This window comes from Chitinimonas koreensis, from assembly GCF_014353015.1.
In the GTDB taxonomy this organism is placed as follows: domain Bacteria; phylum Pseudomonadota; class Gammaproteobacteria; order Burkholderiales; family Chitinimonadaceae; genus Chitinimonas; species Chitinimonas koreensis.
This window is the reverse complement of the sequence record NZ_CP060704.1, coordinates 4,354,419-4,378,316: the sequence shown is the minus strand read 5'-3', so window position 1 is coordinate 4,378,316 and position 23,898 is coordinate 4,354,419. Positions and strand designations below refer to the sequence as shown.

Genomic DNA, 23,898 nt, shown 5'->3' with positions numbered 1-23,898 from the left:
CGAAACACCTCCTCCACAGGCATCCGCCATGCTCCATCGCTTCCGCCGCAGCGCCGTCCTCCGCACCAGCCTCGCCTTCGCCCTCGTCCTGCTCGCCGGCGCCCTGCCGCTGCGGGCCGACGGCGGCGCGGTGAAGCTGATCGGCGGCGACATCCCGCCGATCATCACCGAGATCGACGGCCGCCAGACCGGCGTCGGGCTGGAGATCATCGCGGCCATGTGCCAGGTGATGAAGCGTTCGCCGCAGTTCGAATTCCGGCCGTGGAAGCGGGCGATCGAGGATGCCAAGACCGGCTCCAACTTCGGCATCTTCCCGGTCAGCCGCACGCCGGAGCGCGAGAAGCAGTTCACCTGGCTGGTGTCGGTGATGCAGTCGCAGATCGTGCTGATCGCGCGACCCGGCATCGACATCTCGAACTTCGTCCAGGTGGCCGACAAGCGCGTCGGCGTGCTGCGCGGCAGCCCGGCCGAGCCGATCCTCAAGCGCAACGGCCTCTTGAACGTCGAGGCCGGCGTCGACGAGGACACCAATGCGCGCAAGCTGGCGACCGGGCGCATCGATATCTGGGTGGCGACCAGCATCGTGGCGCCGGTGGTGTATCGCCGGGTTGGTTACGATCCGCGCGAGTTGCGGTATGGGGCGGCGTTGCTGGATCAGGACCTGTTTCTGGCGGGGTCGCCCGATGTGTCGCAGATCGAGATCAAGCAGTGGCGGGGGGCGATGGAGGTGATCAGGAAGAATGGGACTTATCAGAGGATTTTGGACCGATATAAATGATAAGAATGCCAAATCACATCGTGCTTGAGAGTTCGTTGGTCGATTCAATACCTGAACAGGTTATGCTTAGACTGGCAAAATATCGGCCAATCTTCCATTCCGAAGCGGACCTGCAACACGCCTTCGCATGGGAGTTGCAGATGATGGCTTCTGAGTTTGATATTCGCCTTGAGGTACCTCTTCGTACACCTGTTGGGAGTACATACTTGGACTTGCTGGCTAGGTCAAACTCAATGCACTTCGGTATTGAGCTCAAGTATAAAACTCGTGCATTACAATGCACGATCAGGGAGGAAGAATTCATTCTTGTGAATCAGGCAGGGCAAAACATTGGTCGCTACGATTTTTATAAGGACATCAGCCGAATCGAGACTTTCGTTGCGGGAGGCCCGCGGCGTATTGGATATGCCCTCTTTCTTACGAATGACAGTGCATATTGGAAGGCTCCAGTCAATTCATTGTGTAAATATGCTGCATTTGCAATGAACGACGGTCGACAAGTGCCCACTTCTCTCGCTTGGGGAGAGGATGTCTCTTCTACATATCCGGGGCGCGAAGCTGAAATCACTATTTCTGGTGCTTATGCTCTGCAGTGGCGATCTTATACATCAGTCAATGTGAAAAGTTATGGTGCTTTCAAATATCTCTGTATTGAGGTGCGGGCTGAATCATTGCCATTTGTAATGATTGCGCCGTAAGGATGGGGCTGAGTGAAGGGCATGTATTGAGCTAAATGAAATGAAGCTCGACGTTTACCGCGCAATTGTTGGGCTTCGTGGTGCTCAGCCCAAGCTACGAACTTGCCCTGCCTGTTGGTTTCCGAGTGGTTGTTTCCAGCGTAGCATAATCGAGGTTCTCTGAATTCATATGTTGTATTGGTTTAAGAGCTTGATCAAGAAAGAGGTGCTGATATTTATTGCCTGTGTGACATGTTTCGTGGGGTGGTATTGGTGGGGAGGAGGTGCCGAAATACCATGGTGGCTTATTCTGATGAAGATTCTATTGGCCCCCATTCGGTAGCTTGGGTAAGTTTAATGCCGACTTCGATTAATTGACCGCCGCGGGCAAATAGCTCTACAGCTGCCCACTCTCCTTAATCTCCAAATACCGATCCACCAACGCCCCCGTCAGCTTCTGCGGCGTCACATCGATCAAGCTATGCGCCGGCATCCCCAGCCGCCGGATCGCTTCCTGCCGCTCCGCCAGGTAATGCTCGGTCGCCGCCAACCGCAACGCCCCCCGAAATCGTTCACCTGCGCCGCCTGCGCCTCGTCCAGCGCCGATTCGCGCAGGCTGGCGCACAGCACCAGGTGCTTGCCCGACAGCAGCCGCTGCGCTTGCCGCATCGCCATGTCGTCCTCGTCGCGCAGATTGGTGATCAGCACCACGAAGGCGCGCTTGCGCAGGCGGTTCAGCAGCGCTTCGGCCGCCAGCAGGTAGTCGGGCGCGGCCTCGACGGCCTGCAGGTCGTAGACGCCGGTCAACAGCCGGTCGAGACCGACGCGGCCCTTCTGCGGCGGCAGCCAGCGCGGCTCGCCGCCGAAGCTCATCACGCCGACCGCGTCGCCCTGCTTCTGCGCCACCCAGGCCAGCGTCAGCATGGCGTTGAGCGCATGGTCGAAGTGCGAGGTGTCGCCGTCGCGCGCCAGCATGCGGCGGCCGCAGTCGAGCAGGAACACCACCTGCTGGTCGCGTTCCTCCTGGTACTCGCGGCTGATCGGCTTGAGCTGGCGCGCGGTGGCCTTCCAGTCGATCGCGCGCAGGCTGTCGCCGACGCGGTATTCGCGCAGCTGGCGGAAATCGGTGCCCTCGCCGCGCCGCCGCTTGCGCACGCTGCCGAGCTGCGGCACGCGCTGGTCGGTGGCGGTCAGCGTATGGCCGAGGATCTTGGAGAAATCGGGGAAGACCTTGACCTCGCTCGCCTCGCCGAGCCGGCCGTGGCGCAGCCACAGCCCCAGCGGCGAGCCGACGCGCAGGTGGGCCGCGCCGAAGCGCGCATCGCCGCGCGCCGGCGGCCGCAGCCGGTAGACGAAACGGACGTAGCGGCCGCTGCGCAGGGCGGTCGCATGCGGCAGGCCTTCGAGCTCCCAGTCGGTCGGGTAGTCGTCGAACAGCGCCAGCTCGATGCGCCGGCCGCCTTCGTGGTGCAGCGTCAGCGTCACGTCGCCCCACAGCCCGACCGGCCAGACGCCGGCCAGCTGGCGTTCGAGCCGCAGCTGGGGCAGCCGCCAGCCGAGCGCGGCGTCCACCGCCATGGCCAGCAGCAGCACGGCGCCGAGCGCCCACCACAGCGTGGCGAGCGGCGCCAGCAGGCCGGCGGCGAAGCCGAGCGCGGCCCAGCCGGACAGCAGCCAGAGGAGCAGGCGCGACGGCGTCATGCGCGCGGGGCGGCGGTCTGCTCGAGCAGGGCGGCCAGCAGCGCGTCGGCGCCCAGGCCCTCGAGCTCGCTCTCGGGCGCCGGCGCGATGCGGTGGCGCAGCACCGGCAGGGCGGCGGCCTTGATGTCGTCCGGCGTGGCGTAGTCGCGGCCGGCCAGCAGCGCCATCGCGCGGGCCACGCGCACCAGCGCGATGCTGCCGCGCGGGCCGGCGCCGATGGCGATGCCGGGCCAGTCGCGGGTGGCGCGCACCAGCCGCACGGCGTAGTCGGCCACCGCGTCGTCGACGCGCACCTGGGCGACCAGCTGCTGCAGCGCGTTCACCGTCTCCGGCTTGATCAGCGTGGCCACACCGGCCACCTCGAGGCCGTCGCCGATGCGGCCCTGGGTCACCATGCGCAGCATGGCCAGCTCCTCGGCGGCGCTCGGGTAGTCGATCAGCACCTTGACCAGGAAGCGGTCGAGCTGGGCCTCGGGCAGCGGGTAGGTGCCTTCCTGCTCGAGCGGGTTCTGCGTCGCCAGCACCATGAAGGGCGCGGCCAGCGTCTGCGATTCGCCCTCGATGGTGACCTGCCGTTCCTGCATCACTTCGAGCAGCGCCGACTGGGTCTTGGCCGGCGCGCGGTTGATCTCGTCGGCCAGCAAGAGGTTGGTGAACACCGGGCCGCGGCGGATGGTGAAGCTCTGGTTCTTCAGGTCGAACACCGCGTGGCCCATCACGTCGGCCGGCATCAGGTCGGGCGTGAACTGGATGCGCGAGAACTCGCCGGCGAAGGTCTTGGCCAGCGCGCGCACCAGCAGCGTCTTGCCCAGGCCGGGCACGCCCTCGAGCAGCACGTGGCCGCCGGCCAGGAAGCAGGCCAGCACCTGATCGACCACCGGCGCCTGGCCGACCACGGCGCGGCCGATCTCCTCGCGCAGGCGGCGGACGATCTCGACGGCTTGGCTGAAACGGTTATCGACGGCGGCGTTATCGCTCATGGCGGTTTCTCAGTAACTGGAGGGTCTGGATCTGGCGGACGAATTCGGCCGGCTGGGATGCGGCCGGCTGCAGCAGCGCCTGCTCGAGCAGGCGCTGAGGGAGTTGATGGCGGTGGGCCAGCCGGTAGGCCAGCTCGGCCGGCGACAGCCGCGCCAGCTCGGGCGAGCGGCGGCCCAGCCGGGCGATCACGCTGCGGCGCAGCGCGCCGAGCAGCAGCTCGCGGCCGCCCTTGGCGCGCCACAGCCAGCGCGCGCTGGCGTCGATGTGCTCGAGCAGCGCGCGGCGCTCGCCGGCCGGCGCCGGCAGCAGCGGGCCGAAGCGCGGCAGCGCGCGCCACAGCAGGATCAGCAGGGTGAGGCCGAGCGCGACGATGCCGAGCGGGAAGCGGTGCCACAGCGCCTCGTACCACGGCGGCATGTCGAGGCCCTGCACGATCCAGACCGGCCTGGCCGGGCCGAGCCGCACCAGCGTGCGCAGCAGCTCGGCGTGATCGCGCCGGTGCAGCGTGTCGTTGTCGAACGGCATGGCGCTCAGCAGCACCAGGTGGCCGGCGCCGTGGCGATAGACGCGGACGAACTCGCCGGCCGCGTCGCCGCCGGTCGCTACCGGTGCGTCCTTCTCGGCTTTCAGCCAGGCGGAGCCGCGGTCGATCAGCAGCGGGTAGGCGGTGCCGGGCAGGCGCACCGGCACCGGCTCGGTGTTCTTTTCGCGGCGGAAGTCGAGCCAGGTGCGGAAGCGGTGGCTCAGCGGCGCTACCTCGTCCGGGTCTTCGTCGTTCCCGTCCTCGATCTCGGTGTCGGCGGTATTGATCAGCACGCCGCCGGCCGCCACCCAGCGCAGCAGGCGGTCGGCCTGCTCGGGCGTCATCACGTTGGCGTTGTTGGCGATCAACAGCGCGCCGGCATCGAGCGGCTGGCGCAGCGCGGTGTCGAGGTTGTCGTGGCTGGCCACGGCCAGGCCTTCGCCGCGCAGGAAGCGCGCCGCCGCCAGCATCGGATCGGCGCCGGCCGCCTCCGACAGGTAGGGCTCGGCCCGCCAGGCGCGTTCCATATTCTGCGACCACCACCAGCCGCCGAGGCCGGCCGCGATCAAGGCCAGCAGCGTCAGCACGGTGCTTGCATTCAGCCTCATGGCGCGGCTCCGAAGGCATCGCGCCAGGCGGCGCAGGCGGCCTCGACCGCTTCGTCCGCCGGCCAGCGCAGCGCGTAGGCGCCGTCCAGCCATTGGCGGGTGACGCTGCGCACCAGCGCGAGCACGGCGGCGTCGATGCGCTGGCTGCCGTGCGCGCGCTCGGCCTGGCGCAGGCAGTCGCCTTCGGTGGCGCCGCGGGCGAGCTCGACGCCGTGGCGATGCGCCAGCCGCGACAGCGTGGCGCGGTAGAGCAGGGCCAGCGCGGCGCGGCGCTCGTCCGCCCGCCACAGCTGCAGCACCTGGCCGGGCACGTCGTCCGGCAGCGATTCGGGCCGGATGTCGAGCCCGGCGATCTCGGCCGGCAGCGGCTTGCCGCCGCGGCGCGGCAACAGCTCGGCCAACTGGTCGCGATAGCGGTAGAGCAGCCAGCCGACCAGGCCGACCGCCAGCGCGATCAGCAGCACCCGGACCAGTTCGGCCAGCCAGGGCGGGGCCTGTACCTGCGATCGGCGCTTGTCCTCGGGCTTCTTCTCCTCGCCCTTGTTCTTCAGGACCCAGGTCTCCTGGCAGCGGTAGCCGCGCAGGTCGTCGTCGGCATAGACCCGGTCGAGCCGCGCGCGCAGCTGCTGCTGCGCCACGTCATGCGGCGGCTTGCGTTCCTTGAGGTAGGCGACGGACTCTTCCGGCGGCTCGCACTGGCCTTCGGCGGCCCGTGCCGGCTCGGGCTGCAGCAGCGTGAGGCCGAGCAGCAGCGGCAGCAGCCAGCCGGCCTGGCGCGGGGCACGCGCGGCCGACTTCGGCTGGGATTTCGGCTGGGCGGCCAGCCGGCGCAGCATCAGTTCGATGTCCCAGGCTTCGAGCGCGGCGCGGCGGTTCAGGTAGAGCGTGAAGCAGCAGGCGGTGTAGATCGGCCCGATCACCGCGATCGAGACGCCGTAGCTGAGCACGCCGAGCTGGACCAGCCAGGGCGACTGGGCCGCCTCGTTGTCGAAGAACATCCACAGCGGGTTGACCGCCTCGGGCGAGGAGGTGAACACCCCGATCAGCGAGATCAGCCCCAGTTGCAGCACCACCTCGAAATGCGCGCAGACCAGGCCGAACCAGTAGGCGGCGGCGCCGGTGCCGTCGCGGCCGAGCACCCGGCGGCGGTCGGCGGCGAACTTGCCGCGCGCCTGCTCGAGCTGCCAGATCGGCTGGTACAGGCCGCGGCCGGGCATGAAGGGCCGCCACCAGGTGAGCAGGCGGAACCAGCCGCCGCCGAGCTGGCGCGGCCAGGCGCGTAGCGCCTCGCGCCAGCTCACCTGCTGGTCGAACACCGCGCGCGATAGCACGTAGATCACCACCCGCTCCAGCAGTGGCCGCAGCCACCAGGCCGGCAGCCACAGCCAGCCGGCCTCCTCGGGAAAGAACCAGCCGAGCAGCGCGGTCAGCGCCAGCAGCGGCAGCCACAGCGCCAGCCAGGCGGCATAGGCGGTGCCGGCCGAGCGGCGCAGCAGCGCCAGGCCCAGGTCGATCGCCTGCCAGTGCGGCCGCGGCCGCAGATCGAGCTGCAGGCGTTCAAGCTGCATGGCGGCCCCGTCTGCCGGCGAAGGCGAAGAAGCCGATCACCAGCGCCCAGCACAGGCCGCCGACGGTGAACTTGGCGGCCGGCGGGATGGCGCCGGCGGCCGACCAGAAGCCCTCGAAGAAGGCGGCCAGCACGGTCAGCAGCGCGGCGCCGACCAGCACCGGGAACATGCGCCGGCTGGCGGCCTCCAGCGAGTGGCGGCGGCCGAAGCGGCCGGGCCGGATCAGCGAGAGGCCCAGCCGCATGCCGGCCACGCCGGACAGGATCAGGCCAGTGATCTCGAAGCTCGAATGAGTGACCACGAAGGACCAGAACACCGTGGCGGTGGACGCGTCGCGCGACAGCCAGGCCGCCACCACGCCGCCGTGCATGCCGTTGTAGACCAGGCTCACCAGCGCCGGCACGCCGCCGAACAGGCCGCCGGCGAAGGTGCGGAAGCAGATCGAGACGTTGTTCCAGATATAGAAGCCGAACATCTTCACGTCGTCGCCGGTGCCGCTGCGGCCGACGCGGTCGTGGCCGGGGTCGTACATCTGGCGGTATTCGTTGAGCTGCTGCCAGTCCATCCAGCTGTAGGCCCAGTGCGGCTGGTACCAGACCAGGAAGCCGACCGCCAGCGCCACGCCCCAGAAGGCGATGCAGGCCAAGAGCAGCAGGCGCCATTCCTCGCGCACCCGGCGCGGCAGCTCGACGCCGAGCCAGCGCCGCAGCGTGAGCGGCCGCTCCGGCTGGGTGCCGTAGAGCCGGCGGTGGGCGGCCAGCACCAGGCCGTGCAGGTGTTCGGTGAGCAAGGGCGAGTAGCCGCGCTGGCGCGCCAGCGCCAGGCTCTGGCACAGCTGGCGGTACAGCGCCGGCAGCCGGCGCGGATCGCCCTGCCTGCCCTTGACCAGGACGGCGACCTCGTCCCACAGCGCGGCGTGCTGGGCTTCGAACTGGGCCTGTTTCATCGCGTCAGCCCCGCGGCGTAGGCGCGCAGCCGCTCCAGCGAAGCCTCGCCGCGCAGGCCGGTGAGCGGCTCGGCCAGGTCGGCCAGCTCGAGCCGGCGCGACAGCGGCAGCCGTTCGGCGCGCTCGATCAGGTCGATCAGCGCGCGCTGCTGTTCGGGATCGAGCGGGAAGGGCAGCGGCATCGGCGCCGCGTCGAGCGCGGCCTGGCGCGGCCGCGGCTTGGCCGAGTAGACCACCAGCGTGCCGGCCACCAGGTCGCCTAGGCGGCGGAACTGCGGATCGGTGAGCATCGAGACCAGGCCGGCGGCGTAGCACAGCGGCAGGAAGTCGGCGGCCAGCAAGAGGTTGCGGGTGGCCGATTCGCGCCAACCGACCGGCAGGCCGTCGGCGCGCACCACTTCGAGGCCGAGCCAGCGCTTGCCCAGCGTGCGGCCGCCGAAATAGACCTCGCACAGCACCGGGTAGCCCCAGTAGCTGACGAACAGGCCGACCAGGAAGATGCCCTCGTTGAGGCCGCCGCTGCCGATGGCGAAGCGCAGGGCGATGGCGAAGACGAACAGCGCGATCAGCCAGATGACGAAATCGATGGCCCAGGCCAGCGCGCGGCGCGCCGGGCCGGCCGGCACCAGGGCCAGGCTGACGCCTTCGGGAGTGAGCAGGGACAGGCGGCCGTCGAGCATCAGGCGGCGGCGCCCCGGGTCGACGGCAAGGGGAACGGCGAGGTGATCGCAGCGCGAGCGGCCGCGGAGGTGTGGAACATCGCGCGCAGCCCTCCCTGGCCATGGCGGTCCGCATCCGTCCGGACGGATGCAAAGGCGCCATTCTAGCCAGAGTGGGAAGGGCTTGGGCAGTCGGTCGGGACGGGTTAGGTCCTATGCGTAACCCCATCCCCCACCCGGCCTCCCCCTTGAAGGGGGAGGAGCCATGCAGCGACGGCGCGGCCGTCTGCGATCGTTCAAGCAACCGCGATTTGCTCCCTCCCCTTCAAGGGGAGGGCTGGGGTGGGGATGGGGTCTGCTTCAACGGTACGACGTACCCGATGCTCAGGCCAGGCCGAACAACTGCGCGCTGAAGCGGCGCAGCCTCAGCGGCCATTCGGCCCGGCCGGCAGCCGGCTCGACGATCTCGAAGCGGCAGGGCGCCAGCGCCTGCAGCAGCAGGGTATCGGCGGCCAGCAGCCGATACTGCTGGCCGCGGCCGAGCACCACGTCGGCAGCGCCGTGCTCGGCATCGGCGGCCAGGCCGAAGACGGCGTTCCCACCGTCGGCGTTACCGCCGATGGTGAACCAGATCGCGCCGTGCTCGACCCGGATCACGGCGCCGGCCGGCACCGGCAGGGTCAGCAGGGCGTCGCGTTGCAGGGAGTGATGGGTGCGTTTCATGGCGGCCTCCGGCGGTGGTGGGATGGGGCCAGATTACGCGCCGGACAGCGAGCGGTTCAGACCCAGACTGTCACTGTCCGGTACGGGACAGTCGGCCGCCGACCGGAACTGTCACGGTCGTTTTCGGGGCCAACTGTTTCTTTGCCGGCTCCATGCTGCGGCGCAAGATCAAGCGCACCTATCTGCCCCGATCCCCCGCCCGCAGGACGCCCGCCATGAGAACCGAACGCGCCAACACGCTGTATGCCTCGCTCGCCGACGACATCGCCGCGTTGATCGCGGCCGGCACATTGCGGCCCGGCGACCGGCTGCCGAGCCTGCGCGAATTGCGCGACAAGCGCGGCGTCAGCCTCTCCACCGTCACCGAGGCCTTCCACCTGCTGGAAGACCGCGGCCTGATCGAGGCGCGGCCGCAGTCGGGCTTCTATGTGCGCCGCCGGCCGGTGGAGCCGCCGCCGCCGTCGCGGCCCTCGCAGGAGCCGGCCGCGGTCACCGTCAACCGCCGGCTGTGGGACTACCTGCAGCTCACCCGCGGCCGCCAGCACGGCTTCTGCTACGCGGTGCTGGCGCCCGAGTGCTTCCCCAACGCGCAATTGCAGCGGCTGATGAACGAGGCGCTGCGCGAATCGCCCAACCTCTTGTCGGAGTACGGCGGCACGCGCGGGCTCGAAGTGCTGCGGCGCCAGGTGGCGCGCCACGCGATGGAATGGGGCGGCCGGCTGACGGCCGACGATGTGCAGATCACCGCCGGCGGCATCGAGGCGCTGAATTTGGCGCTGCGTGCGGTGACCCAGCCCGGCGACGTGGTGGCGGTCGAATCGCCGACCTACTTCGGCCTGCTGCAGCTGTTCGAATCGATGGGCCTGAAGGCGCTCGAGATCCCGACCGACCCCGAGCACGGTATCTCGCTGGCCGCGCTGGAGCTGGCCACCCGCGACGACGCGGTGGCCGCCTGCGTGCTGATGCCCAACTTCAGCAACCCGACCGGCAGCCTGATGAGCGACGAGGCCAAGCAGCAGCTGGTGCGCCTGTTGGCCGAGCGCGGCGTGCCGCTGATCGAGGACGACATCTACGGCGATTTCCACCAGGGCCGCGAGCGGCCGCGGCCGGCCAAGGCCTTCGACGAGACCGGCAACGTGCTCTACGTGGCCAGCTACACCAAGGTGGTGGCGCCGGGCATGCGGGTCGGCTGGATCGCCCCGGGCCGCTATCGCGCGCGGGTCGAGATCCTCAAGTACATCAACACCTTCTCGACCCGGCCATCACCCAGGCCACGCTGGCGCGCTTTTTGGAGAGCGGCGGCTACGACCAGCACATGCGGCGATTGCGGCGGCTGTGCAGCGACCAACTGGCGCGGCTCAACGATGGCCTGGCGCGCTACTTCCCGGCCGGCACGCGCTGGACCCGGCCGCACGGCGGCTATATGTGCTGGGTGGAGCTACCGGCCGGCGCCGACGCGACGCGCATCCTGCAAAGCTCGGTACAGGACGGCATCAGCTTCGCGCCGGGGCCGTTGTTCTCGGCGCGGGATGCTTATCGCAATTACTTGCGGCTGTGCTGCGGGGAGCCTTGGTCGGCGGCGGTGGAGGCGAAGTTGCGGCGGCTGGGGAGCTGGTGCAGCGGGATTTGGATGGGGGACGGCGGGTGGGGCGGCTTCTGCGCCGGTGTTGTTGCTGGGGTGAGAGAGAGGGTTAGATAGCAATGCGCCTGCTAGGTATATGGAAGGTCTGCTAGGGGTAACGGCAGATTTACTGATTAATTGCACCGAGCTCAATAAGATATTTTAAAGATATCTGCTGATTGCAGAAATCGCACTGCAGCATTTATATGCTAGTGGCCCAATTTGATCTGGTGTGATTATTATTGTTAATAATGATGGCCTGCACTATGTGCAAGTTTCCAGCTTGTGAGTTTGAATCCGATGTCGGATTTATATGAATCGAGATTGATGGTTAGCGGCCATTAATGAAGTGGGTGATTCTGCGTTCTGCCTCTGTTATTGTTTGGATCTGAGGGATGTGATGTGGTTTCTTGTCAAGTGCATTCTTGTTTTTTTTGTATGAGCGGGAATAAAAATTACGCAGTATGAACATTGCAAATTCATTTGGGCTGACGGCTGCGCCTACAGGAATTCGGCAATTGTCATACTGTCCAAGTGTTAGGTGGGATATGGGGTGCTCAACATCTTTGTGAGCGTTGGGGTCATAGTCGAATCGAATTGGAAATCTTACAAGCTTATTTAATATGACGTCCCCGTAGAGCTCATCATTTTCATACAAATTCGGTGCTTTGTCGTATATTGGAAGCTCAAATGAAGGGAAATAGCATAGGCGATGTTTGGTGAGAGTTGTGGTTCCGTTGAATGTATATTGAAAGATTAACAGGCCACCATCGGGTAATTTAATGTGATATCCATCATTGGATTCGACCTCGGTATAAATTTCTTCATATGAAATGTCTCGTAGAGAGATTGAACTGACAGGGAGGTTTCCAATGCTAACTCCTCCACCTGGAAGCAATTGTTCCTTGGGGTAGAACTGTTTGACAGATAGATTGGTGGAGATCAGTCGAGCGTAAACATCGTTTAGCTGCTGGCGAATATCTTGTGGTGTCATTTTTTTGAGTGTGGCTTCTTCAGTTTTTGAAGTTCATTAATCATGTCGTCAACGTCAATATCCCCACGTTCAGCCGCTTGAAGTAAGAGGTCTCGTTGTATTTTAAGCTTGCTGTACTTGGTTCGCTTGGTGCTGGATAGTTCCCTATTTATGAGCCGCAGCTCTTGTTTTTCCTCTGAGGTTGGATAGCGGAATTTGAGCTTATATTCGTTTTTTTGGAGGGTGTTCCATTCTTGAATCAAGCCATCCATTCCTGGTCCAATTCCCAATACCCGAACCCATGCCTTAGCTCTGGTTATTGCGGTGAATAACCTGTTGCGCACTAAGGCGGTTGTACTCTTGCTCCAGCTGGAAAAAGAATCTTGAGCATTGATAATATATACCATGCCAGCTTCATTCCCTTTTGCTCTAAACACTCCAGTAAATGTGACGCTGCCCGATTTGGTGAAGATATCAGCTGACGTACTTACACCTGCTAGCTCACTATTAATTGCTTCTGAGAAAAGCTGTTGCCTCGCAGGCCCAACCTCTCGTTGCGTGGTTAGCGGATTTGGGTTGATTACAACAATGTCTTCTGGTTTTAATTCATCTTCGCGAATATTTTGGATGATTGATTGAACTAGGAAATCCGTTTGCTCGGAGGCATCATTGAAGCGATGAAATTGAATTAAATCACTTAAAGGGGAGTGATCTTCCAAGAATGCCGGCGAGCTATCGGCGGTTCTTGTAAGCGTTACGGTTTCGCCTCCGCGAAGTGCACCGTCATCAACTACATACCCAACATCTATCCAAAGATTATCTTGATCGAAGAATTGGACCAGCCCCTTTTCTCTATAAATGCCAAAACCTAATGCGTGGGCTGTTGCTAGCAGTGGTCGGGAGTTTCTGTAGCACTTTTCCAAAATAATGTCTTGTTTTGGTGTTGTGCCTTCTTCTGTATTTAGTAACACAAGTGGATTGCCTTCTGTGTCAGAGCCAAACAATTCTTCGGGAGGCAATACGGATGAGCCTGTGAGGGACTGTAATTCATCATAGGCGTACACTAGCCGCTTCGGCTCCTTTAGGAAATGGAAGCAAAGTCGCAAGAATTCAGGCGGTAAATCTTGTGCTTCATCTACTAGCAATAGATCATAGTAAGGTATTGGGTCAAGCTTTGCTTTAAGTGCTGCATTACACGCTCCTGCAAACTCTTTTCCCTCGCCGAAAGTTCGTTTGGCGCCATTGAAATCAAAGAAATTGATTTCCTGTGTACGGCAGTACTTATAATAAATTCCATCCCTCTCTCTATCTCCAGGTGCTCCCCATGCATTCAGGATGTCAATATTCTCCCAGTCAGGCTCTGCTCCTGTTTGTTCAATTGTGAAAGCATTAATTAGGCGCTTAAATTGGTCTTTCAAAGAGCGCGTATTAAACGTTACTGCAATCTTCCAGTCTGGATTCTGCGCATGGAGGTAAGCCACTTTTAATGCTAGGACAATTGTTTTGCCTGATCCGGCTAGACCGCGAATCCGCTGTACACCCTCGACTGTCTCAATCACTGCCTGAGACTGGTGTTGGTCAAGGTTGGCTATGGATTCTTCTACACGCTTAAGCTTCGCTCCACGTGAATTGGGCTTTTGTGGCTCCCGTTTAAGTTTTCCTGCTCGAATTGAGGTGACAACTTGGACTGCTGCCAATAGTTGCTTGAATACGCCGTTATCGCACGGCCAGTCAAATTGGTTGATTATGCTTATGAGCGAGTCTTTATTTGCTATGAAATAGGGCTCTTCAACTACAGGAACAGATGGCTTTGCTGGGGCGTAGGTAACTACGTGAATATCAAACTTCAAGTTGCGCCGATCTTTTAGCCCGGCGTATGGCTTTAGACGAACGTCCAGCATTGATGCTATATCATCCTGCCGACTTTTAAAATCACCTAACTCTACCCCCTCGACCAAGTCGAAGCCGACCAGGCCGGCGGTTTCTGATACGAGTAGTGCGTCGAACTTCATCGGTCCAGTTGGGGAGCCTATAACCGGGTAGCCAAGGTATAGGTAACCACTGAGAGCCTTAATGGAAGATAGCTTATCCGCCAGCGACTTAGAGGACTCAGGCTTCTCTCTTGCCGAGCCCCAAATAACGTTAATCATGCTGCTTCCCCGTCGAGCCAACGTTGGTAGGCAATTTATGAACAGTCTGCGATTTTACATGCATGGCACGAGTGGCGCTATAGGTAAAGCACAAAGTGAGGTTTGATGAGTGGCTTGAAACTGTTACGATAATTTTATGCATGCCATTGCTTAAAGTGAGTGCTGTGAAAATAAGTGTATAATTCCTACGTCGGAACGTAGGGAGCCTTGCTGCTATATAAGATCTCAGTGGCAAAATTACTAACGGTGTCTCTTTGAGGGTGCTTTGAAAGTTGATGCTAACGTCTAATTTTGATCAAGCTTAATCGCCTGCAATTTTTCGTAACGATCGAAGTCATTCGTTCCGGGTGTAATCAGCTGAGGTGCGAGTGACAGTGAACGGCGAAACAATTTTACTATATACATCAATGTGTCCTTACTACGTCTGTGCTAGGGCACTACTTTACTATGCTATGACCTCATGAAAACCACCCTCGACCACATCCCGACCACAAGCTCAGGCAACTGCAGACCGCCGCCGAGATCATCTACGAGATGGTCCGGCCCGACCTGATCATCTTGTTCGGCAGCTATGCGCGCGGCGACTGGGTGGAGGAGATCGAGCCCGGCACGTCGTTCTACCGCTACCAGAGCGATTTCGACCTGATGCTGGTGGTGCGTAACGAGCACGAGGTGCGGCGGATGCGGCGCAAGGAGTCGCTGCGCAAGGAGCTGCGCGAAAAGGTGGGAACGCCGGTCAGCGTGATCTACGAGCACATCCAGCACGTCAACGCCTGCCTCGCCAAGGCGCGCTATTTCTACGTCGATATCTACAAGGAGGGCATCGTCCTCCACGACAACGGCAAGCTGACGCTCGATAAGCCGAAGGAGCTGACGCCGGCCGAGCGGCGCGTGCTGGCCCAGGAGGCTTACGACCAGTACATGGCCGCGGCCCAGGATTTCTTCGATAACTATGAGTTCTCGTTCGGCCGAGGGCGATTGGCGACCGCTGCCTTCCAACTGCACCAAAGCTGCGAACGCCTCTACTGCTGCATCCTGCTGGTCTGCACCCACTACAAGCCGCGCACCCACGACCTGGAAGACCTCGGCGCCATGGTCCACGCGATCGATTCGCGCTATCTGCCGGTCTTCCCGACCGGCCTGCCCGAGGACGTGCGCCGCTTCGAATTGCTGCGCGACGCCTATGTCGACGGCCGCTACGACGCCAACTACCGGATCACGGTCGAAGAACTGGCTTGGCTGGCCGAGCGTGTGCAGATGTTGCGCGAGCTGGCGCAGTGCTATTGCCCGGAAACGATCGCCGGCTTCGTCGACTGACGGCAAAGGATATTGCCGCCGCGGCTATGTGGCCGCGGCATTCGCCGGGTAGTCGCGTGTGATCGAAAGTCAGGCCTCGGCCGCGTGGCAAACCGCCTCGATATTGTGCCCATCCGGATCGAGCACGAATGCCGCATAGTAATTCGCGTGGTAGTTCGGCCGCAGGCCTGGCGCGCCGTGGTCTGACCTTCCCCCTCGCTCAAGCTGACCTGCTACCACATGCGTTGTCGGCCCGGCCTGAGCCAGTTGTACTATCGTCTCAGTCCGGGCTTACAGCGCATGCCGCCGTGGGCAGCTTGGCTCAAACGTTAATCGTCAGGGGAGCACGCAATGAAAACTGGCAGCCGGTTCGGTATCCTTGCAATCATTGCTTCTTCGATGTCAATTGCCATGGCCGCGTCGCCCTGTGACTCATCAGCTCATCGAGCATTCGATTTCTGGCTCGGCGAATGGCAAGTCCACACACCGGACGGTAAACTTGCCGGGACAAATCGCATTTCAAGCGAATACAACGGCTGTGTCCTTCACGAGCGCTACGACACGGGTCGCGGCTTTAGCGGCGAAAGCTTGAATTCATACGACGCCGGTAGAAAAGTCTGGCACCAGACTTGGGTCGATACTTCCGGCACCTTGCTCCTTCTCGAGGGGGCCTGCGCAACGGAAGCATGGTCCTGGAAGGCCAAACCACCGGAACCGACCAAACCGTCACAATGCACAGGATTACCTGGACGCCGAATGCAAACGGAAGCGTGAGGCAGTTGTGGGAATCGACTAACGCGAACGGCCAGTGGGAAGTCGCCTTCGACGGCCTGTATACGCGTAAGTAGCGCCGTGAAGCAGGCGCCTAAGCCCTCCGTCAAGGGGAGCATTTGTGCTTACGCGCAACCGGCGCCTTACTTATGTGTGATTGCTCAATTTGCCGGCGCGAGAACGCACGGATAGTTAAGGTTCATGAAAGCAAGTTCCAACTGCTTTCGGGCGAAGAATCTCTTGCTGAATATCAATTCACTACAAAAAACTGCGCGCCACTTCTTCTGCAAGACTTGTGGCATTGATCCATTCCACAGGAAGCGCGTCACGCCTGACAATTTCGGCGTAAATGTCTTTTGCCTTCATGACTTCGATTTGGCCGGAATTCCGGTCCGGCAAGCTATCGGGGCAGGAATGTCATGAGCGCCAATATTTCAGCATTTCATAAGAATCTCGGTGCTGGCCTTTCAGTCAGCTGACTACCCAAAGCTGCGCTTTGGGTTCCCTCCGTTGCTGCGCAACGCCTGCAGCAAGTTACTTCCAACGTTAGAGCCTATGAGCACAAAGCTTCGCGAACTCCATGTAGAAGAGCACAAAATTGTGTGCGCTTGGGCAATGAAAGAAAATTGGCCGGGCTTGGTCAAAGGTGAAGTACTCACGCATGAGGATTTTCCGAAAATTCTTACTCTTCCGGGACACCTCAGCTTTGCCATGAGCGAAGAAGAATCTTCTGTTCTAGGGTTTGGGCAGATCTGGCTCTCCCCAAATGGAAAAGCGAATTTGGTTCGTATCATTGTCGATCCTGCAATGCGAGGAAGAGGGTTCGGTAAAAGTCTATGCTCGTTATTGCTTGCGGAAGCACTTCGCATACCCAACATTGCCCATGTTTTTCTACGGGTTCGCAGAGATAATCTTTCTGCTGTTGCCGTATACAGAGCCCTTGGCTTTGCCGATATCGAAGGCGAAAGCAATGCAAACGTACTGGCAATGGCATATGGGCTCTGACCTTTCAGTCAACCTGGCCGCCCAAAGCTAAGCCTCGGGTTCCTGCCTTGCCTGCGGCATTCCGGCGGCGGGTTACTTCCAACGTTAGAGGGCATTCTCATGCACTCGCTGCCTGCGTGCCCCAAGCCGCTTCCTTCCGATATCGACGAAGAATGAAGTCGCCTTGCAACTCGCAGGGCGCAACACGGATCTCGCCCTCGGCTAGAGCTTTCGGTCGTGCAACATTTGGAATGAGTTGATTGCTTGTTGGCGCAACGATCCAACATTGCCACTACGGATACGAAAGTCAGAAAAAGGCGTTGCTCGCTGCAGATGGTATTGCCGCCGCGGCTATGTGGCCGCGGCATTCGCCGGGTAGCTGCGTTTGATCGAAAGTCAGGCCTCGGCCGCGTGGCAAACCGCCTCGATATTGTGCCCATCCGGATCGAGCACGAATGCCGCGTAGTAATTCGCGTGATAGTTCGGCCGCAGGCCTGGCGCGCCGTGGTCCTTGCCGCCGGCCGCCAGCGCTGCGCGGTGGAAGGCGTCGACCTGCTCGCGGCTCTCCGCCACGAAGGCCAGGTGCAGATGCGCCGGTTTTTCCTCGGTCTGGAACAGGCACAGCGAAACCGTGCCGTCCGGGCGGCACAGCTCGATCCCGTAGGTCGGCACGCCTTCCCCGACGATCTCTACGCCGAGCGGTTCGAGGGCCTTGAGGTAGAACGCTTTGCTCGCGGCATAGTCGCTGACGCCGAATTTGACGTGGTCGAACATGGGGTCTCCTGAAGTGTGCTGGCCTGCGCGAGGCCTCGCGTGATGGGGCTGTCGGTGTCGTTGCCTGGCGTAGAGGGCGGGCGGCCACGCCCGGTTCCCGCTCGATGGCTCAGCCCGGTTTCGTCCGTTTGCGGCCGGGATGCCGGCGACGGGGCGGAAGCCTGGCTGCCGCCAGGGCCGGTAACTATTGGGCCAGCTGCTTGCGCATGAAAACGCTCAGCGGGTGGTCCGGGTAATCGCCGTACGGGCCGCAGCGGTCGTAGCCGTGCTTGGCATAGAAGGCCAGCGCCTCGGTCTGGTAGGGGCCGGTTTCGAGCATGAGCGCATTGCAGCCGCGTTCGCGGGCGGCCGCTTCCAGCAGTTCGACGATCCGCCGCGCCGTGCCCTGGCCGCGCGCCAGCGGGCGGACGTACATGCGCTTGAGCTCGCCGTAGGCCTCGTTCAGCACGATCGCGCCGCAGCCGACGGCGGCGCCGGCACCGTCGCGAGCGACGGCGAACAGGACGCCGGGCTGCGCCAGGGCGTCCAGGTCGAGCGCGTAGCACGCCTCAGGCGGGTAGAGCGTGGCCTGGTAGGCGTCCAGGTCGGCGATGAGTTCGATGACTTCGGCTTGCTTCGGGGATTCGAGGGCGACATGCATGAATGGTCTTCGAGTCGGGATTGGATCTGTGTTTCGAAAGAGGTACGGCATGAGTATCGAAGCCTCGATGCCGGCAAGATGGCTTCCCTTCGACGCCGGCCTGGGGCGCTGGCGCCCTTCAGTGAATCCGTAGATTACTCACCTTGCTCGACGATGGCGGTGATCCGCGTCAGTAGTACCGAGAGCGGCGCCTCATTGCCATGGAAGCTGGCGATCATGGCCTCGATCATTTCGTTCGGTTCGACTTGGCTGAAATCGATGAAATAGCCAGCTTCGGCCGCCAACTGGGCGCAGAACGCTCGTTGTGCGCGGCCATTGCCTTCCCGGAACGGATGCGCGGCGTTGATTTCCGACATGTAGTGCGCCAGTCGGGCAATGAATGCTTCGGGTGTCAGCCCGCGGAGAAAGCTGGCGCGTGCAATGCCGCTCAATTCGGTCTCGAGGTAGGCGCCGATGCGTGCCCAATTGCCGAAATGGCTGTTGCCCTTGCGGATGTCCACCGTGCGCAACTCGCCGGCCCAATCGTAGACGTCCTGGAAAATATGCCGATGGATCGCCCGCAGGTGATCGAGATAGAACCGGCCGGTGATCGGGCGTTCGATCAGTTCGAGCAGACGCACCGCCGTGGCATCCGCTTCGAATGCATCCAGTGCGTCTTGCTGCAGGATGCCGGCCTTGTTGATCAGGACGCCTGTGTCGGGCTGGACGTAGCGGTCAGACCCTTCGTAGCGCGACATGGTGCTGGATCACCTGTTCGAGCACTTGCTGGGTCGTGTCTTTACCCTCGACGCAGTCGTTCAGCCTGCGCTCGACCGACTTGCTCGGCTTCAATTGCTCGATCCGCAAGGTGGCGAGCACATTGCCGACCGCCTTGTCGTAAGCGGCCTGCTTGGTGATTGTCTTCATACATCTACCTTTCCCAGGGCGGCGCTTGCGTGGCTGAAGCCGCCGGCACGCCAGTGTTCATTATCGTGCTACTTGCCTGTCGATGCTGCTCAGCTAATCGAGTGAGGCTCGAACTGCGGCGCGGGCCGGTATCGTCACGCGGCCGGCGTGGCAGGTGCCGCTGGCTGCGCCGCCGGCGCCGGGCAACCACGCCCCCGGATCACCCCCTTGAGGAAGGCGCGCCGCGCGCTGCCGGCGACGATGGCGGCCGTCACCTGCTTCGAATGGCGTTCGGCGCCGGTGAGCTTGCGGACCCAGCCGCGATAAGGAATCAGGCCTTCGGCCGCGTTCTGGATCGCGCCCAGCGCGAGTTTCTCGCCCTGTTCGGCCAGGTTCGGGTCCTTGCTGGGCGGGGCGTCGAGGTCCGGGCTCAGCACGGCGTCCAGCGCCTGCACGGCGGCGGCGAGGTCGGCGCAGGAGACCGGCTCGACCAGCACGTAGGGCGCCTTGCGCGCTTCGGCCAGCACCTCGGGGATGGGAACGCTGACCAGGTTGAGGTCGTTCAGCGGCGTGGTGGCCGAGCCTTGCAGCGATTGCTGGGTGGTGCTGGTGCTGGCGCAACCGGCCAGCAGGGCGACGAGGCAGAGCGTCAAGATGCGCATGCGGGATTCCTTTGAAGACGGTCGAGCCGCGCACGGCGCGGCGCCGGCGGGGGCGCGGCAGATACCGGGCCGGCTGGGCGGCGGGCACCGCGGGTCATGCGGCCATCGATCACCGTGATCGGTCATGCAGCCTTCGCCGCCGGCTCGCGAGCGGCCAATCGTACCGGCCACCCGCATCCGCGCGCCAGGGCGCTCAGCGCCAGCGCAGTTGCTCGACCTTGAAGCTGTCGTTGGCGGTCGGCTCCACGCCGGCCAGCTTGCGGTCGAACACCACCACCGGCAGCGGGTAGGCCAGCGTGGTGAACGGCGCCTCGTCGGCCAGGATCTTCTGCACCTCGACGTAGCGCTTGGCGCGCGCCGCCTGGCTGGTGGCGACGCGGCCGGCGTCGAGCGCGGCGTCGGCCTGCGCGTTGCACCACTGGGCGAAGTTGTAGCCGTTCCTGGCCGCGTCGCAGCTGGCCAGGTTGCTGTAGAAGCCATCCGGGTCGAGCGCGCCGCTCCAGCCGCTGAGCAGGCTCGGCGCCTCGCCGGCGCGCGCCTTCTTCACCAGCTCCACCCATTCGACGCCGACCAGGTTCAGCTTCACGCCGAGCTTGGCCCAGTCGGCCTGGATCAGTTCGGCGGTCAGGCGGAAGTTGGGGTTGGTGCCCGAGCCGCCGGGCCGCACCCACATCTCGGCTTCGAATCCGTTCGGGTAGCCGGCCTCGGCCAGCAGCTTCTTGGCGCGCGCGATGTCGGGCGCGGCGGCCTTGGTCGCCTCGACGCCCCACAGGCTGCGCGCCGAGTAGGGCGTGGCGGCCGCTTCGGCGCGGTTGTCGTAGACGCTTTTCACGATCGCGGCGCGGTCGATCGACAGCGCCAGCGCCTGCCGCACGCGCTTGTCGTCGAACGGCTTCTTGGTGACGTTGAAGAACAGCTGGCTGCTCGACTGGATGCGCAGCGGCACGGTGGCGAAGCGCTCGCTGCCGTCGAACTTGGGCAGGTCCTGCGGCTTGATGGTGTCGGCCAGCTGGCATTCGCCGGCCAGCAGCTTCTGCGCGCGCACCGCCGGGTCGGGCACGGTGGCGAGGATCAGCTTGTCGATCGCCGGCTTCTTGCGCCAGTAGGCCGGGTTGGCCTCGTAGCGCGCCTGGGCGCCCTTGTCGAAGCGCTTGAGCAGGTAGGGGCCAGTGCCGACCGGCTGGCTGGCGACCTGGCCCGGCGTGCCGGCGCGTTCTAGCTGGCGGCCGTACTCGGCCGAGACGATGGCCAGCGCCGGGTGGGCCAGCCGCTCCAGCAGCGGCGCGTAGGGCTTGCTGAGGGTCAGCCGCACGGTGTGGGCGTCGAGCTTCTCGATCGACTTGAACAGGTTCTTCCAGTCGCCCGAGTTGGCGTAGGGGAAGCCGCCCGGCGCGGCCTTGGCGCCTGGGTGGTTGGGATCGATCTGGCGCTCCAGCGTCCACAGCACGTCGTCGGCGTCGAACTCGCGGGTCGGCTTGAACCAGTCGGTGGTCTGCCATTTCACGCCGCGGCGCAGGTGCAGCGTGTAGGCGAGGCCGTCGGGCGACACCTCCCATTTTTCGGCCAGGCTCGGCGTGAAGGCGAACGGGCCGGGCAGGTATTCGATCAGGTTGTTGTAGAGCTTGGCGGCCGAGGCCTTGTGGGTGGCGTCGTTGGCGCTCTGGGCCGGGTCGAAGCCGTCCGGGTCGGCATCGGCGCAGATCACCAGCGGCTTGGCGGCCAGCGCGGCGGCGCTGGCGAAGGCGAGCAGGGCGAGGGGCAGGGTACGCATGCGGGGCTCCGGGCGGCTTGGGTTCGCCATCTTAGGGGTGTTGGGCGGGAAAAATCTGCATTGCGGTGGGCTTCCTTGAGCGTGGCGAGGCTCACGATCCTTCTCTCGTGTGCGAGAAGGTGCCCCGGAGGGCTTGCTCTTCGTAGAAGCAGCCCTCCCCAACTCCTGTCCCGCGCGCGGGATAGGGGGCTTATGCCCGCAGGAGGCTGGTGACGTCGCATCACGTCAAGGGCCAACCGAGGCCGTAGTGTATGTCGGTATTTTATTTCTAATTGTTATTAAAAACTAAGAATAAATAATTATTGAGTCTATGTGGCGATTGCTAGAGTGGCTTCGACAGCGGCACACGGCCGCCCGACGGTGCGCCGCCCGGTGAGCCCGTCCATCCAAGGAGAACCGCCATGTTGAAGCAGCTCACGCAACTCGTCCTCACCGCCGCGCTGGCCGCCGCCGGCCTCGCCGCCCAGGCCGCCGACGGTGTCACCGTCGCCTACCAGACCACGGTCGAGCCGGCCAAGGTGGCGCAGGCCGACGGCGCCTACGAAAAGGCCACCGGCGCGCCGATCGCCTGGCGCAAGTTCGAGAGCGGCGCCGAGGTGATCGCTGCGGTGGCCTCGGGCGACGTGCAGATCGGCTATGTCGGCTCCAGCCCGCTGGCGGCCGCCGCCAGCCGCGGCCTGCCGGTGCAGACCTTCCTGATCGCGGCGCAGATCGGCGGCGCCGAGGCGCTGGTGGTGCGCAACGGCAGCGGCATCCAGAAGCCGCAGGACCTGGTCGGCAAGAAGGTGGCGGTGCCCTTCGTCTCGACCACCCACTACAGCCTCTTGGCCGCGCTCAAGCACTGGAGGATCGATCCGACCAAGGTGCAGATCCTCAATCTGCGGCCGACCGAGATCGCGGCGGCCTGGCAGCGCGGCGACATCGACGCCGCCTATGTGTGGGATCCGGCGCTCGGCGCCGCCAAGGCCAATGGCCGCGTGCTGGCCAGCTCGGCCGACGTGGCCAAGTGGGGCGCGCCGACCTTCGACGCCTGGATCGTGCGCAAGGACTTCGCCGACAGGAATCCCGACTTCGTCGCCCGCTTCGCCCGCGTCACCGGCGAGGCCTATGCGCGCTATGCCGCCAATCCGAAGGCCTTCGCCGGCGACGCGGCCAACGTCGAGAAGATCGCCCGCATCACCGGCTCCAAGCCGGCCGAGGTGGCCGAGCTCCTGGCCGGCAACCACTACCCGCTGCTGAAGGAGCAGGCCGCGCTGCTCGGCGCACCGACGGTGCAGGCGGTGGCAGCGACCTCGGCCTTCCTCAAGGAGCAGGGCAAGGTCGACACGCTGCAGCCGAGCTACGCTAGCTACGTCGAGCCGAAGTTCGCCCAGCTGGCGGCGGCCAAGTAAGCGGATCGGACGCACCGCGATGAGCGCCCTGCGACTGGAATCCGTCACCGTCGGCTACGGCGAGCCGCGCCGGCCGGTGCTCGACGCCGTCTCGCTCGAGGTGCGCGACGGCGAGCTGGTGGTGGCGCTCGGCCCCTCGGGCTGCGGCAAGACCACGCTGCTCAACCTGATGGCCGGCTTTATCCGGCCCGACCGCGGCCGCGTCACGCTCGACGGCGAGCCGGTCGCCGGTCCCGGCGCCGAGCGCGGCGTGGTGTTCCAGGACGACGCGCTGCTGCCCTGGCTCGACGTGCTCGGCAACGTCGGCTTCGGCCTGGCGCTGCGCGGCGTGCCGCGGGACGAGCGCGAGGCGAGGGCGCGCGAGACGCTGAAGCTGGTCGACCTGACCGGTTTCGAGCGGCAGCGCACTTGGCAGTTGTCGGGTGGCCAGCGCCAGCGGGTCGGCCTCGCTCGCGCGCTGACGGCCGATCCGCGTGTGCTGCTCTTGGACGAGCCGTTCGGCGCGCTCGACGCGCTCAACCGCGAGCAGATGCAGGCGCTGCTGCTGCGGGTCTGGCGCGCCACCGGCAAGCGGGTGTTCCTGATCACCCACGACATCGAGGAGGCGGTCTTTCTCGCCACCGAGCTGATCCTGCTCGGCAGCCGGCCCGGCCGGGTGCTCGACCGGCTGACGCTCGACTTCGGCCGCCGCCACGCGGCCGGCGAGCCGGTGCGCAGCATCAAGTCCGACCCGGCCTTCATCGCAGTGCGCGAGGCAGTGCTGGCGCGGGTGCTGACGCCGGCCGAGCTGTCGGCCTGAACCATCCATTCGACCCG

At 63.8% G+C, this 23,898-nt stretch carries 23 protein-coding genes; 8 read left to right on the top strand and 15 right to left on the bottom strand.

The genetic code is table 11. From position 1 onward, the window contains the following. Positions 1-28 precede the first annotated feature (28 nt). Positions 29-778 carry a substrate-binding periplasmic protein gene (locus H9L41_RS18335; protein WP_028445374.1) on the top strand — a complete coding sequence of 250 codons (750 nt, stop codon included), beginning with the start codon at positions 29-31 and terminating at the stop codon, positions 776-778. 5 nt (positions 779-783) lie between these two features. After that, positions 784-1,476 (top strand): hypothetical protein, encoded by a 693-nt coding sequence (locus tag H9L41_RS18330; protein WP_157461900.1) that lies wholly within the window; start codon positions 784-786, stop codon positions 1,474-1,476. A gap of 453 nt (positions 1,477-1,929) precedes the next feature. Here the strand turns inward: H9L41_RS18330 and H9L41_RS18325 are convergent, their stop codons facing one another. The 7 genes from H9L41_RS18325 to H9L41_RS18295 all read right to left on the bottom strand — a co-directional run bounded on the left by H9L41_RS18325 (position 1,930) and on the right by H9L41_RS18295 (position 9,164). Further along, complete coding sequence (locus H9L41_RS18325; protein WP_187523529.1) at positions 1,930-3,156, bottom strand: DUF58 domain-containing protein; 1,227 nt, start codon at positions 3,154-3,156, stop codon at positions 1,930-1,932. After that, positions 3,153-4,136, bottom strand: coding sequence for an AAA family ATPase (locus H9L41_RS18320; RefSeq protein WP_028445372.1), 984 nt, complete (start codon positions 4,134-4,136; stop codon positions 3,153-3,155). The genes H9L41_RS18325 and H9L41_RS18320 overlap by 4 nt, the downstream gene beginning before the upstream one ends. Further along, positions 4,126-5,268 (bottom strand): DUF4350 domain-containing protein, encoded by a 1,143-nt coding sequence (locus tag H9L41_RS18315; protein WP_034606363.1) that lies wholly within the window; start codon positions 5,266-5,268, stop codon positions 4,126-4,128. Before H9L41_RS18315 ends, H9L41_RS18320 begins: the two co-directional genes overlap by 11 nt. After that, complete coding sequence (locus H9L41_RS18310) at positions 5,265-6,836, bottom strand: DUF4129 domain-containing protein (RefSeq protein ID WP_028445371.1); 1,572 nt, start codon at positions 6,834-6,836, stop codon at positions 5,265-5,267. Before H9L41_RS18310 ends, H9L41_RS18315 begins: the two co-directional genes overlap by 4 nt. Beyond that, positions 6,826-7,782, bottom strand: a complete 957-nt coding sequence (locus H9L41_RS18305; protein WP_028445370.1) for a stage II sporulation protein M — start codon at positions 7,780-7,782, stop codon at positions 6,826-6,828. Before H9L41_RS18305 ends, H9L41_RS18310 begins: the two co-directional genes overlap by 11 nt. Further along, positions 7,779-8,462, bottom strand: a complete 684-nt coding sequence (locus H9L41_RS18300; RefSeq protein ID WP_028445369.1) for an RDD family protein — start codon at positions 8,460-8,462, stop codon at positions 7,779-7,781. Before H9L41_RS18300 ends, H9L41_RS18305 begins: the two co-directional genes overlap by 4 nt. A 363-nt stretch (positions 8,463-8,825) precedes the next feature. Beyond that, a complete protein-coding gene (locus H9L41_RS18295) occupies positions 8,826-9,164 on the bottom strand; it encodes a DUF2917 domain-containing protein (protein ID WP_028445368.1) in 339 nt (112 codons plus the stop codon). Positions 9,165-9,379: 215 nt separating this feature from the next. On the opposite strand from H9L41_RS18295, the gene H9L41_RS18290 reads away from it, so the two are divergent. Further along, positions 9,380-10,846 carry an aminotransferase-like domain-containing protein gene (locus H9L41_RS18290; protein WP_187523528.1) on the top strand — a complete coding sequence of 489 codons (1,467 nt, stop codon included), beginning with the start codon at positions 9,380-9,382 and terminating at the stop codon, positions 10,844-10,846. A 270-nt stretch (positions 10,847-11,116) separates the two neighbouring features. Here H9L41_RS18290 and H9L41_RS18285 read toward each other — a convergent pair whose 3' ends face one another. Beyond that, a complete protein-coding gene (locus H9L41_RS18285) occupies positions 11,117-11,779 on the bottom strand; it encodes a DUF2290 domain-containing protein (RefSeq protein WP_084299984.1) in 663 nt (220 codons plus the stop codon). Further along, on the bottom strand, positions 11,776-13,908 hold the full coding sequence (locus H9L41_RS18280; RefSeq protein WP_084300004.1) for a DEAD/DEAH box helicase: 2,133 nt from the start codon (positions 13,906-13,908) through the stop codon (positions 11,776-11,778). The genes H9L41_RS18285 and H9L41_RS18280 overlap by 4 nt, the downstream gene beginning before the upstream one ends. Before the next feature lie 534 nt (positions 13,909-14,442). On the opposite strand from H9L41_RS18280, the gene H9L41_RS18275 reads away from it, so the two are divergent. The 3 genes from H9L41_RS18275 to H9L41_RS18265 all read left to right on the top strand — a co-directional run bounded on the left by H9L41_RS18275 (position 14,443) and on the right by H9L41_RS18265 (position 16,980). After that, the gene (locus tag H9L41_RS18275; RefSeq protein WP_187523527.1) at positions 14,443-15,225 is read left to right on the top strand and encodes a HEPN domain-containing protein; all 783 of its coding nucleotides are present in this window, start codon (positions 14,443-14,445) and stop codon (positions 15,223-15,225) included. A 330-nt stretch (positions 15,226-15,555) separates the two neighbouring features. Further along, complete coding sequence (locus H9L41_RS18270) at positions 15,556-15,978, top strand: hypothetical protein (RefSeq protein WP_265583832.1); 423 nt, start codon at positions 15,556-15,558, stop codon at positions 15,976-15,978. Positions 15,979-16,431: 453 nt separating this feature from the next. Continuing rightward, positions 16,432-16,980 (top strand): GNAT family N-acetyltransferase, encoded by a 549-nt coding sequence (locus H9L41_RS18265; RefSeq protein ID WP_187523526.1) that lies wholly within the window; start codon positions 16,432-16,434, stop codon positions 16,978-16,980. Between the two features lie 375 nt (positions 16,981-17,355). On the opposite strand, the gene H9L41_RS18260 is transcribed toward H9L41_RS18265, so the two are convergent. The 6 genes from H9L41_RS18260 to H9L41_RS18235 form a co-directional block, all read right to left on the bottom strand. Further along, complete coding sequence (locus tag H9L41_RS18260) at positions 17,356-17,733, bottom strand: VOC family protein (RefSeq protein ID WP_028445366.1); 378 nt, start codon at positions 17,731-17,733, stop codon at positions 17,356-17,358. Between the two features lie 184 nt (positions 17,734-17,917). Beyond that, the gene (locus tag H9L41_RS18255; protein WP_028445365.1) at positions 17,918-18,373 is read right to left on the bottom strand and encodes a GNAT family N-acetyltransferase; all 456 of its coding nucleotides are present in this window, start codon (positions 18,371-18,373) and stop codon (positions 17,918-17,920) included. A gap of 134 nt (positions 18,374-18,507) precedes the next feature. Next, positions 18,508-19,110, bottom strand: coding sequence for a Fic/DOC family protein (locus H9L41_RS18250; protein ID WP_028445364.1), 603 nt, complete (start codon positions 19,108-19,110; stop codon positions 18,508-18,510). Further along, positions 19,088-19,279 carry an antitoxin VbhA family protein gene (locus H9L41_RS18245; protein WP_028445363.1) on the bottom strand — a complete coding sequence of 64 codons (192 nt, stop codon included), beginning with the start codon at positions 19,277-19,279 and terminating at the stop codon, positions 19,088-19,090. The genes H9L41_RS18250 and H9L41_RS18245 overlap by 23 nt, the downstream gene beginning before the upstream one ends. Positions 19,280-19,413: 134 nt before the next feature. Further along, positions 19,414-19,920: a hypothetical protein gene (locus H9L41_RS18240; protein ID WP_034606362.1), complete on the bottom strand. Its 507-nt coding sequence runs from the start codon at positions 19,918-19,920 to the stop codon at positions 19,414-19,416. Positions 19,921-20,113: 193 nt separating this feature from the next. Then, positions 20,114-21,691 (bottom strand): ABC transporter substrate-binding protein, encoded by a 1,578-nt coding sequence (locus H9L41_RS18235; RefSeq protein ID WP_034606360.1) that lies wholly within the window; start codon positions 21,689-21,691, stop codon positions 20,114-20,116. 401 nt (positions 21,692-22,092) lie between these two features. On the opposite strand from H9L41_RS18235, the gene tauA reads away from it, so the two are divergent. Continuing rightward, complete coding sequence (tauA, locus tag H9L41_RS18230) at positions 22,093-23,082, top strand: taurine ABC transporter substrate-binding protein (protein WP_211236833.1); 990 nt, start codon at positions 22,093-22,095, stop codon at positions 23,080-23,082. Between the two features lie 19 nt (positions 23,083-23,101). Then, positions 23,102-23,881 carry a taurine ABC transporter ATP-binding subunit gene (gene tauB, locus H9L41_RS18225; RefSeq protein WP_028445361.1) on the top strand — a complete coding sequence of 260 codons (780 nt, stop codon included), beginning with the start codon at positions 23,102-23,104 and terminating at the stop codon, positions 23,879-23,881. Positions 23,882-23,898 lie beyond the last annotated feature (17 nt).

Excerpts from the sequence above, each read along its gene's own strand:
- H9L41_RS18330 (WP_157461900.1), top strand. The coding sequence starts at position 784 with ATGCCAAATCACATCGTGCTTGAGAGTTCGTTGGTCGATTCAATACCT.
- H9L41_RS18300 (WP_028445369.1), bottom strand. The coding sequence starts at position 8,462 with ATGCTCGACGGCCGCCTGTCCCTGCTCACTCCCGAAGGCGTCAGCCTG.
- H9L41_RS18325 (WP_187523529.1), bottom strand. The coding sequence starts at position 3,156 with ATGACGCCGTCGCGCCTGCTCCTCTGGCTGCTGTCCGGCTGGGCCGCG.
- H9L41_RS18305 (WP_028445370.1), bottom strand. The coding sequence starts at position 7,782 with ATGAAACAGGCCCAGTTCGAAGCCCAGCACGCCGCGCTGTGGGACGAG.
- tauA (WP_211236833.1), top strand. The coding sequence starts at position 22,093 with ATGTTGAAGCAGCTCACGCAACTCGTCCTCACCGCCGCGCTGGCCGCC.
- H9L41_RS18275 (WP_187523527.1), top strand. The coding sequence starts at position 14,443 with ATGGTCCGGCCCGACCTGATCATCTTGTTCGGCAGCTATGCGCGCGGC.
- H9L41_RS18270 (WP_265583832.1), top strand. The coding sequence starts at position 15,556 with ATGAAAACTGGCAGCCGGTTCGGTATCCTTGCAATCATTGCTTCTTCG.
- H9L41_RS18255 (WP_028445365.1), bottom strand. The coding sequence starts at position 18,373 with ATGCATGTCGCCCTCGAATCCCCGAAGCAAGCCGAAGTCATCGAACTC.
- H9L41_RS18320 (WP_028445372.1), bottom strand. The coding sequence starts at position 4,136 with ATGAGCGATAACGCCGCCGTCGATAACCGTTTCAGCCAAGCCGTCGAG.
- H9L41_RS18240 (WP_034606362.1), bottom strand. The coding sequence starts at position 19,920 with ATGCGCATCTTGACGCTCTGCCTCGTCGCCCTGCTGGCCGGTTGCGCC.
- H9L41_RS18285 (WP_084299984.1), bottom strand. The coding sequence starts at position 11,779 with ATGACACCACAAGATATTCGCCAGCAGCTAAACGATGTTTACGCTCGA.
- H9L41_RS18295 (WP_028445368.1), bottom strand. The coding sequence starts at position 9,164 with ATGAAACGCACCCATCACTCCCTGCAACGCGACGCCCTGCTGACCCTG.
- H9L41_RS18310 (WP_028445371.1), bottom strand. The coding sequence starts at position 6,836 with ATGCAGCTTGAACGCCTGCAGCTCGATCTGCGGCCGCGGCCGCACTGG.
- H9L41_RS18245 (WP_028445363.1), bottom strand. The coding sequence starts at position 19,279 with ATGAAGACAATCACCAAGCAGGCCGCTTACGACAAGGCGGTCGGCAAT.
- H9L41_RS18235 (WP_034606360.1), bottom strand. The coding sequence starts at position 21,691 with ATGCGTACCCTGCCCCTCGCCCTGCTCGCCTTCGCCAGCGCCGCCGCG.
- H9L41_RS18335 (WP_028445374.1), top strand. The coding sequence starts at position 29 with ATGCTCCATCGCTTCCGCCGCAGCGCCGTCCTCCGCACCAGCCTCGCC.
- tauB (WP_028445361.1), top strand. The coding sequence starts at position 23,102 with ATGAGCGCCCTGCGACTGGAATCCGTCACCGTCGGCTACGGCGAGCCG.
- H9L41_RS18250 (WP_028445364.1), bottom strand. The coding sequence starts at position 19,110 with ATGTCGCGCTACGAAGGGTCTGACCGCTACGTCCAGCCCGACACAGGC.
- H9L41_RS18280 (WP_084300004.1), bottom strand. The coding sequence starts at position 13,908 with ATGATTAACGTTATTTGGGGCTCGGCAAGAGAGAAGCCTGAGTCCTCT.
- H9L41_RS18260 (WP_028445366.1), bottom strand. The coding sequence starts at position 17,733 with ATGTTCGACCACGTCAAATTCGGCGTCAGCGACTATGCCGCGAGCAAA.
- H9L41_RS18315 (WP_034606363.1), bottom strand. The coding sequence starts at position 5,268 with ATGAGGCTGAATGCAAGCACCGTGCTGACGCTGCTGGCCTTGATCGCG.
- H9L41_RS18290 (WP_187523528.1), top strand. The coding sequence starts at position 9,380 with ATGAGAACCGAACGCGCCAACACGCTGTATGCCTCGCTCGCCGACGAC.